We start from the raw sequence: 8585 nt of genomic DNA on the forward strand, positions 1-8585 counted from the left end.
ATAGACATGGTCTATCGGATTTTTACACACTGGTGGGATCGTTCAATTGATCAGTCTATTAATTTCTTAACTGATCGACATTACAGCCAATGTGCTGCTCTTTTTGCATCTAAAATAGGGAATTAGCCACGATGGATATTATCGTTCGCTTGCTTAAGTAGGTTCTGACTCTCGTTCATGAATTGCTGAGAGTACTCACCAAACCAATCGCTCACTTGCTCGAAGCTTTCGACAAACTCAGCCTTGTCTTTACTGTCTAAAACAGACAAAGCTTCACCAAAGCGTTGGTGGAAACGCTTAATCATATCGATGTTTTCTTGTGATGAAAGAATGATGTCACCGTATAGATTTGGGTCTTGACCAAACAGACGCCCTACCATCGCTAGCTCCAAGCGGTAAATTGGCGAGCTCAGCTTTAACAATTGTTCAATATTAGGGTTTTCTTTGCTTAGGTGCATACCGTAAGCGAAGGAAGTAAAGTGACGTAGCGCCTGAATCAAAGTCATACCATGATCGTGCTCTTGCGCATCGATCTGGCACAAGCTTGCGCCCCAAATACCAAACTGTTGCAGTAGCCATTGGTATTGCTCATTCTCACGACCATCGCAGTACACAATCACCTGTTTCGCTAAGCTTGGCACATCAGGACCAAACATTGGATGGAGACCAACAACCGGGCCAGAGTGTACATTTAACATAGCTTGCAGTGGCTTGGACTTGATAGAAGTCAGATCACAAAGAATGCAATCTTGTGGCAGGTTACCGAGCTTTTCAATCACACCTTCAGTTAAATGGATTGGCACAGTCACGACCACCAGGCCAGCGTCTTTTAAGATTTCGTCAGCGTGCTCCCAGTCTTTACTGCCCAAGACTTTCACTTGGTATCCAGACAGTTTGAACATACGTCCGAACAAACCACCTAACTGGCCATTACCACCAATAATAACGACTGAGCGCAATTCTGGGTTCAAACACTTAAAACCGGAATCTTTCTCGCTGGCATAAGACTCACGCATTGTTCGACGAAGAATGTCTTCTATCAGCTGTGGAGGGATCCCCATTTTTTCAGCTTCAGCTCGTCGTGATGCCAGCATTGCCGCCTCACGATCTGGGGCGTAAATTGGCAAACCGTGTTCGCTTTTTACTTCACCCACTTTCTCTACTAGCGCTAAACGCTGAGAGAGTAGCTCTAGCATTTGCTTGTCGACTGCATCAATCTGATCGCGCAATGCGTTAAGTTCAACTGCCATTGATGTTCCTTAAATAAGTTCCGTTTTAGCCTTTAAGGCGATTCTCTAAGAAAGGCACCAGCTCTTCGTGTGCATGACGTAATAGTGCCTCAGTTGAATCCCAATTGATACATGCGTCGGTGATAGATACGCCGTATTTCATCTCTTCAAGAGCTAGGTCAGAAGATTGGTTACCTTCATTGATATGGCTCTCAATCATCAAGCCAATGATCGACTTGTTGCCTTCTCGAATCTGGTGAATCACGTCTTCTGCAACTAACGGCTGACGGCGGTAATCTTTACGTGAGTTCGCATGGCTACAATCCACCATCAAGGACGCATCAAGGTTGGACTTCGCCATCTCTTGCTCACACTCAGTAACGGATACTGAGTCGTAATTGGTCTGCTTACCACCACGAAGAATCACATGACCATTCGGGTTGCCTTGCGTAGTCAGAAGCGCTACTTGACCTTCACGGTTAATACCCATGAAACGGTGGCTAGAAGAAGCCGCTTGCATTGCGTTGATCGCCGTTGCCAAACTACCGTCCGTACCATTCTTAAAGCCGATAGGCATTGAGAGACCACTTGCCATCTCACGGTGTGTTTGTGACTCAGTCGTACGAGCGCCGATTGCTGCCCAACTAAAGGTATCTGCCAAGTATTGTGGGCTAATTGGGTCAAGAGCTTCTGTTGCCAGCGGAATATCCATCTCAGCGAGTTCAACCAACAGTTCACGACCAACATGCAGCCCATGTTCAATGTCGAAGCTGCCGTCTAGGTGTGGGTCATTGATCAAGCCTTTCCAACCAACCGTGGTTCGAGGCTTCTCAAAGTAAACACGCATAACAATATACAGTTGGTCGCTTAGTTGTTCTGAAAGTGCTTTTAAACGCTTGGCGTAATCCTTCGCAGCGTCTACGTCATGGATAGAACATGGTCCACATACAACGAGTAGACGATGATCTTTTTTGTGAATGATATCAGCGATGGTTTGACGAGAATCTTGGATAAAACGACGGGCCTTTTCACTTAGAGGAAGCTTAACTTTTAGCTCCTCAGGCGTGATAAGAACTTGTTCTTCGCAGATGTTAATGTTGCTCAATTCACTTCTTTGCATAACCTTGACCTGTATATTATTTTTTACACCCAACCAATTCCTTGGTGAGACAACTAAGCCTTATGGACAAGATAACAGGCTAAAAAAGAATTACAACCGTACATAATAAAAAACATCCAGTGTAAATTTAAATTTACATTAAAAGAAAAAGCCGAAATGCAGAGCACTTCGGCTTTAAATGGATGTTTTAGAAAGTTTACGTCTCACCCTGAACAAACCATTATTCAGGGGTGAGATGGCTAGCCAACCAATCGCTTCATAGCTTCAGAGGCATCTTTCCACTCTTGCGAAAGTTTTAGCTCGCTTAGAGAAAAGCTCTGTTTCTTCAACAAGGCATCAGCGAGGGGAACAGAAGTGATGGGTAGATTATCAAGCACCTCAACTTGCGCATCGCGCTTGTTGCAAACCAGCAGCATATCGCAGCCAGCGTTTAATGCTTGTGCGCCACGTTCGGCAGGACCACCCATAATTGCGGCACCTTCCATGGTCAAATCATCAGAGAAGATCAAACCTTTAAAACCAAGTTGCTGGCGCAGGATTTGTTTAAGCCAATACTCAGAGCCGCTAGCAGGTTGGTCATCATAATTTGGGAAAATGACGTGAGCAGGCATCATCGCGTCTAAGATGCCAGCATCGATTTGCGCTTTGAAGATAGCCATGTCTTGCTCAAAGATATCGCTACGCTCGTCATACGGTGTCTCTAAGTGTGAATCAGCAATCACACCACCATGACCCGGGAAGTGCTTACCTGTTGTTGCCATACCGACACTCTTCATACCCTGCATATAAGCAGTGCTGTGACGCAAAATGGTGTCTAAATCCTCACCAAAAGCACGGCTGCCAATCGCTTTACATTGGTGACCTTTATCCAACACTGGCGCGAAGCTTAGGTCGATATCATGAGCAATCAGCTCAGCAGCCATCAACCAACCGCCCATGCGGGCCAGATCTTCACTGTTTTGGTGTTTGGCGTATTCGTCTGCCGCAGGAATCAATGAAAAGCCTTCACGGAAACGCTGAACACGTCCGCCCTCTTGATCAACACCAATCAAAATCGGACGTTTCGCCGCTTTGCGGATAGATTGGGTAAGAGCTTGAAGCTGCTTGCTGTCGTGATAGTTACGCGTAAATAAAATCAAACCACCAACCGTTGGATGCTCCAAAATTTCTCTGTCTTCTGCAGTCAGTTCATAGCCTGCAACATCAACCCATAACGGTCCCATTTTTTCTCCTCAAAATCGGCTGAATATCTCGTATTCGATGAGGTTATTCGCTTCAGAATTGCTTTACAATAAGTGAATCGAAGAATTGACGGAATTGGCTGTGAATCTTAACAAACTGTATATCGGTGTGATGTCTGGAACCAGTATGGACGGTGTAGATACCGCACTGGTTGAAATTGAAGATAACCGTGTTCGCTTGCTCGCACACGATGATTACCCAATGCCTGCTCATATTAAGCAGACGCTTTTGTCGGTTTGCACTGGGCAAGACACGAATCTAAAAGCCATTGGTAAGCTCGACCACCAACTTGGCCATCTGTTTGCCGATGCGGTTTTACAGCTACTGGATAAATCCGGCTATTCCGCAGAGCAAATCCGAGCCATTGGTAATCATGGTCAAACCGTGTTCCATCAGCCGACTGGCGAACAGCCCTTCACCACCCAACTGGGTGATGCCAACATCATTGCAGTCAAAACTGGCATTGATACCGTGGCAGATTTTCGTCGTAAAGACATGGCGTTAGGTGGCCAAGGTGCACCGCTCGTCCCTGCCTTCCATAAAAGTATTTTTGCCATGCAAGATTCCACCACCGTGGTGCTTAACATCGGTGGAATTGCCAATATCTCGGTACTGCATCCTGACCAAGCAGTGATCGGCTACGATACTGGCCCAGGCAACATGTTGATGGATGCATGGTATGAACAGCACACAGGACAAGGCTTCGACAAAGACGCGCGATTTGCTCTGCAAGGCAACACCGATGCAACACTACTAACTCAACTCTTAGCAGAGCCTTACCTCGCCATGTCGACGCCTAAGAGCACTGGTCGAGAGCTGTTCAATATCGATTGGCTGCATCATCAGTTAGCCAACCACAATATCTCAGCACAAGATGTACAACGCACGCTGTGTGAATACTCGGCGAAGACCATTGCAAACGAAGTGGAGAAATTCACGTATGGTCAGCAGCCACAGCTGTTGGTGTGTGGCGGAGGGGCGAGAAACCCTCTACTGATGCAACGTTTAGCGGAACTTCTGCCGCAGTGGCAAGTCGCAACAACGGATGATAAAGGTGTCGATGGCGATTACATGGAAGCCATGGCGTTTGCTTGGCTTGCTCAGCGACATATTGACGGGCTGCCGAGCAACTTACCTGAAGTGACTGGTGCGAGCCGTCTTGCTTCGCTGGGTGTGCTCTATCCTAAAAACTAAATGCGTTGTGCCAGACACAGCGACAAAATAAATCGAAATCAGTATTCAAAAGGCTTAAACCACTATGACAAATGACGCGCTTATTGCTGCTCTTGCCCACCTAGTATCAGAAGGTCGTAACCCAGATACGATGGACATCGATTTACTGCCCTCTCTGGACATTGTTCAGCGACTTAATCAGCAAGATAAGCTCGTACCACTTGCGGTTGAGAAGGTTTTACCCGAAATCGCACTCGCGGTGGATAAGATCACCGACGCGTTTAAAGTCGGCGGTCGTCTGGTTTATATGGGCGCTGGCACCAGTGGCCGTTTAGGTGTGCTTGATGCATCGGAATGTCCGCCAACATTTGGCGTATCTGACAAGATGGTGGTCGGTCTGATTGCAGGTGGCCCAGAGGCGATTCTAAAAGCAAAAGAAGGTGCGGAAGATTCGCCGGCTTTAGGTGAGCAAGACCTAAAAGATATCAAATTCACAAATCTCGATGTGGTCGTAGGTATCGCTGCAAGTGGCCGAACGCCTTATGTCATTGGTGGTTTGGAGTACGCCAACGAGATCGGTGCAACCACGATTGCACTATCTTGTAATCCAGATTCTCCAATCGCTGACATTGCCGACGTCGCAATTAGCCCTGTTGTTGGCCCTGAAGCATTGACTGGCTCAACACGTTTGAAATCAGGTACCGCGCAGAAACTGGTTCTGAACATGCTGACTACTGCCAGCATGATCCGTTTGGGTAAGAGTTATCAAAACTTAATGGTCGATGTGAAAGCAACCAACAACAAGCTCGTTGCACGCGCCGCACGTATTGTGATGCAAGCGACCGATTGCAGCAAAGAACAAGCTACCGACGTACTTAAACAAACTGGTTATGAGGTGAAACTGGCGATCTTAATGATCCTGACCGATCTTGATATTGAATCTGCTCGTGCTCACCTGCACCACCAAGACGGCTTCTTACGCAAAGCAGTGGAAAACCACCAGCCGAAATAAATCTTGAGTCCGGCAACTCAAACCTGTAGATACAAGACAAACAAAAAGGAGACCTCGTGGTCTCCTTTTTTGTTTTAGATATCAAGATTTAGTCTTCATACAACCATTCATCAAACTCTTGGTTAAGCTTGTCATTTGCTTTACGTTTGATGTGATCAGGATTCGTTATGTTCTTAACATCCTCTACTTTATTGGTGTACTTGCGAGTGGTTTGGTTTACTTCTCGCTTCACTTGGTTCTCGACATAAGTACCGTCAGTGACTTCTTTAATATTACGCTTGGTATTGTTGATGGTATTGGTAATACGATGCTTATCGTGATCGTATTTACGCTTCATCTTAATCGACTCTTTCAACACGTTGGTCGCACCGACCGTTAAGGGCAACAATGCTAATGCGACCAAAAAATACTTCTTCATGTTTTTATTTCACTTCTGATTGAATCTCAAGCCATAAGTACAGCAAAGCAATAAAATTCAAATGTCAGAAGATCAACAAGCAAAACCACAGTCTTGATTATGAAACAGATCTAGTTGCTGTATTCGTTCCAGCCACGTTGCCATTCCATACGGAATTTTTGTGCTCCAGGCGTTCCCTCACATACACCTTCATAATACTGACCAGACAAGCCCATTTGGTAAGCAAAATCAGGATTACAATATTCCGTCACCCCTTCAAGGTAGCCTTGGTCATAATCTCCTTGCTTTACATTTCCTAACGAGCGAAGTTCTTTCATGGTACGAGAGGTATGTCCAGCGACACCATCTTGATAACCGATCTGGTACCAATCTCCGGACTGCGCCAGTTCTTCCGTTGTTGCCGCACACCCTGCTAGTAAAGCCAGCGCCAAGCCTAACGTTGCCTTTTTCATCATTCTTCCTTAACTAATTGTTTTCAAAACAAGCTTACCACTAAAGCCTGTGCTTTGCCGCTTATCTGTTGATTTCACCACTTAACTCTCGAACTCGCCGCTCACCCTTGATAACCACCGCTTAATCGTTGATAGAACCGCTCAGTCCTAAGCACGACCACTAGGCAAACGATAAAACCACTTAACCGTTATATCGACCACTCGCTTCTCTATTCGACCACTCATCCATAGAGCGAATGCGCTTAACAAAAGAGATGAATACCATACATCCTGAGCTTAAAAAATTACCCTACCTAACAAACCAAGGACAATTGCTATGATGTGGTTTCTAACCTGTGTCGCAGCCCTCATCGGTGGATACTTCATCTACGGTGCTTTCGTTGAGAAGATTTTCGGCATCAATGAGAATCGTCAAACGCCAGCTCATACTAAAACGGACGGCGTTGACTACGTTCCAATGTCAACCAAGCGTGTTTACCTTGTTCAGCTTCTGAACATCGCAGGTGTTGGTCCTATCTTTGGCCCAATCATGGGTGCCCTATACGGTCCTGCTGCAATGCTTTGGATTGTTGTCGGCTGTATCTTCGCAGGCGCGGTACACGATTACTTCTCAGGCATGCTTTCTGTTCGTAACGGTGGTGCATCAGTACCAACAATTACGGGTCGCTACCTAGGTAATGGCGCAAAACACTTTATGAACATCTTTGCCATTGTCCTATTGCTTCTTGTTGGTGTGGTATTCGTATCAGCGCCAGCAGGCATGATCACAAACCTAATCAACGACCAAACGAGCTTTAGCGTAAGCATGACAACCATGGTTGTGTTGATTTTCGCTTACTACATCATCGCGACAATTGTTCCCGTAGACAAAATCATCGGTCGTTTCTACCCATTGTTTGGCGCACTACTGATCTTCATGTCTGTAGGTCTAATGACTGCTATTGCTTTCTCTAGCGAACACACTGTGATGGGTGACTTCCAAATAAGCGACATGCTGACTAACTTGAACCCGAACGATATGCCTCTATGGCCTGCACTATTCATCACTATCGCATGTGGTGCTATCTCTGGCTTCCACGCAACTCAGTCTCCACTGATGGCGCGTTGTATGGAAAATGAGAAGAACGGTCGCTTCGTATTCTACGGTGCAATGATTGGTGAAGGCGTTATCGCGCTAATCTGGTGTGCTATCGCTCTGTCTTTCTTCGGTACGCTTGATGGTCTTGCAGAAGCAGTGAAAAACGGTGGTCCTGGTAACGTGGTATACAGCGCTTCATTCGGTCTACTGGGTGTATTCGGTGGTGTGATTGCTTTCCTTGGTGTTGTTATTCTGCCAATCACATCAGGTGACACAGCATTCCGCTCAAGCCGCCTGATTCTTGCTGAGTACTTCGGTATGGAACAGAAAACACTGCGTAACCGTCTTCTAATGGCTCTACCATTGTTCGTTATCGGTGGCATTCTGACTCAAGTAGACTTCGGTATCATCTGGCGCTACTTCGGTTTCGCAAACCAAACAACAGCAGTAATGATGCTTTGGACTGCGTCGGCTTACCTACTACGTCACAACAAACTGCATTGGATTACGACTATCCCAGCAGTCTTCATGACAACCGTGTGTGTCACTTTCATTTTGAACAACAGCACGCTAGGCTTCGGTCTACCAATGCAAATCTCGACAATCTCTGGCATTTTGTTCGCTCTTGCTGCAGCGGCTTACGTTATCAAAATCTCGAAAGGCAAAGGCGAAACAGATCTTGCAGATGAAGATAAACCAGACACTGTCTCAGAAACGGCGTAATGAAATCCTTCGCTTGCTAACCGATTCATTATCAATATCTGGATAACGCTAAGAGCCTGCCTATCGCCTGTCTCTTATACACAAATCCCCAAGCTTGTAGCTTGGGTATTTTTTTTGAACTCTTTCACGTGTGTGTGA

Annotated in this window: 8 protein-coding genes; 3 read left to right on the forward strand and 5 right to left on the reverse strand. The window is 46.1% G+C overall.

What is annotated here, in order from left to right; genetic code table 11:
* Positions 1–122: 122 nt before the first annotated feature.
* The 3 genes from tyrA to nagZ form a co-directional block, all read right to left on the reverse strand.
* Entirely contained in the window at positions 123–1250 is a 1128-nt protein-coding gene (gene tyrA, locus OQJ86_RS25565; RefSeq protein ID WP_038866413.1) for a bifunctional chorismate mutase/prephenate dehydrogenase, read from the reverse strand.
* A gap of 25 nt (positions 1251–1275) precedes the next feature.
* Positions 1276–2349: a 3-deoxy-7-phosphoheptulonate synthase gene (locus OQJ86_RS25570; protein ID WP_265992007.1), complete on the reverse strand. Its 1074-nt coding sequence runs from the start codon at positions 2347–2349 to the stop codon at positions 1276–1278.
* A gap of 239 nt (positions 2350–2588) precedes the next feature.
* Complete coding sequence (gene nagZ / locus OQJ86_RS25575; protein ID WP_248872959.1) at positions 2589–3572, reverse strand: beta-N-acetylhexosaminidase; 984 nt, start codon at positions 3570–3572, stop codon at positions 2589–2591.
* A gap of 100 nt (positions 3573–3672) precedes the next feature.
* On the opposite strand from nagZ, the gene OQJ86_RS25580 reads away from it, so the two are divergent.
* Positions 3673–4785 (forward strand): anhydro-N-acetylmuramic acid kinase, encoded by a 1113-nt coding sequence (locus OQJ86_RS25580; protein WP_248872960.1) that lies wholly within the window; start codon positions 3673–3675, stop codon positions 4783–4785.
* A gap of 64 nt (positions 4786–4849) precedes the next feature.
* On the forward strand, positions 4850–5776 hold the full coding sequence (murQ, locus tag OQJ86_RS25585; protein WP_005440589.1) for an N-acetylmuramic acid 6-phosphate etherase: 927 nt from the start codon (positions 4850–4852) through the stop codon (positions 5774–5776).
* Between the two features lie 88 nt (positions 5777–5864).
* On the opposite strand, the gene OQJ86_RS25590 is transcribed toward murQ, so the two are convergent.
* Positions 5865–6194, reverse strand: coding sequence for a hypothetical protein (locus tag OQJ86_RS25590; protein ID WP_265992011.1), 330 nt, complete (start codon positions 6192–6194; stop codon positions 5865–5867).
* Positions 6195–6304: 110 nt separating this feature from the next.
* Positions 6305–6646, reverse strand: a complete 342-nt coding sequence (locus tag OQJ86_RS25595; protein ID WP_009707688.1) for a DUF2799 domain-containing protein — start codon at positions 6644–6646, stop codon at positions 6305–6307.
* A 316-nt stretch (positions 6647–6962) separates the two neighbouring features.
* Here OQJ86_RS25595 and OQJ86_RS25600 point away from each other — a divergent pair, with 316 nt between their 5' ends.
* Positions 6963–8447 (forward strand): carbon starvation protein A, encoded by a 1485-nt coding sequence (locus tag OQJ86_RS25600; protein ID WP_104046246.1) that lies wholly within the window; start codon positions 6963–6965, stop codon positions 8445–8447.
* The last annotated feature ends 138 nt before the right edge of the window (positions 8448–8585 follow it).

It is taken from the genome of Vibrio sp. Sgm 5, from assembly GCF_026241575.1.
In the GTDB taxonomy this organism is placed as follows: domain Bacteria; phylum Pseudomonadota; class Gammaproteobacteria; order Enterobacterales; family Vibrionaceae; genus Vibrio; species Vibrio jasicida.

Coding starts and splice junctions, on each gene's coding strand:
- OQJ86_RS25570 (WP_265992007.1), bottom strand. CDS start 2,349: ATGCAAAGAAGTGAATTGAGCAACATTAACATCTGCGAAGAACAAGTT.
- OQJ86_RS25590 (WP_265992011.1), bottom strand. CDS start 6,194: ATGAAGAAGTATTTTTTGGTCGCATTAGCATTGTTGCCCTTAACGGTC.
- murQ (WP_005440589.1), top strand. CDS start 4,850: ATGACAAATGACGCGCTTATTGCTGCTCTTGCCCACCTAGTATCAGAA.
- nagZ (WP_248872959.1), bottom strand. CDS start 3,572: ATGGGACCGTTATGGGTTGATGTTGCAGGCTATGAACTGACTGCAGAA.
- tyrA (WP_038866413.1), bottom strand. CDS start 1,250: ATGGCAGTTGAACTTAACGCATTGCGCGATCAGATTGATGCAGTCGAC.
- OQJ86_RS25595 (WP_009707688.1), bottom strand. CDS start 6,646: ATGAAAAAGGCAACGTTAGGCTTGGCGCTGGCTTTACTAGCAGGGTGT.
- OQJ86_RS25600 (WP_104046246.1), top strand. CDS start 6,963: ATGATGTGGTTTCTAACCTGTGTCGCAGCCCTCATCGGTGGATACTTC.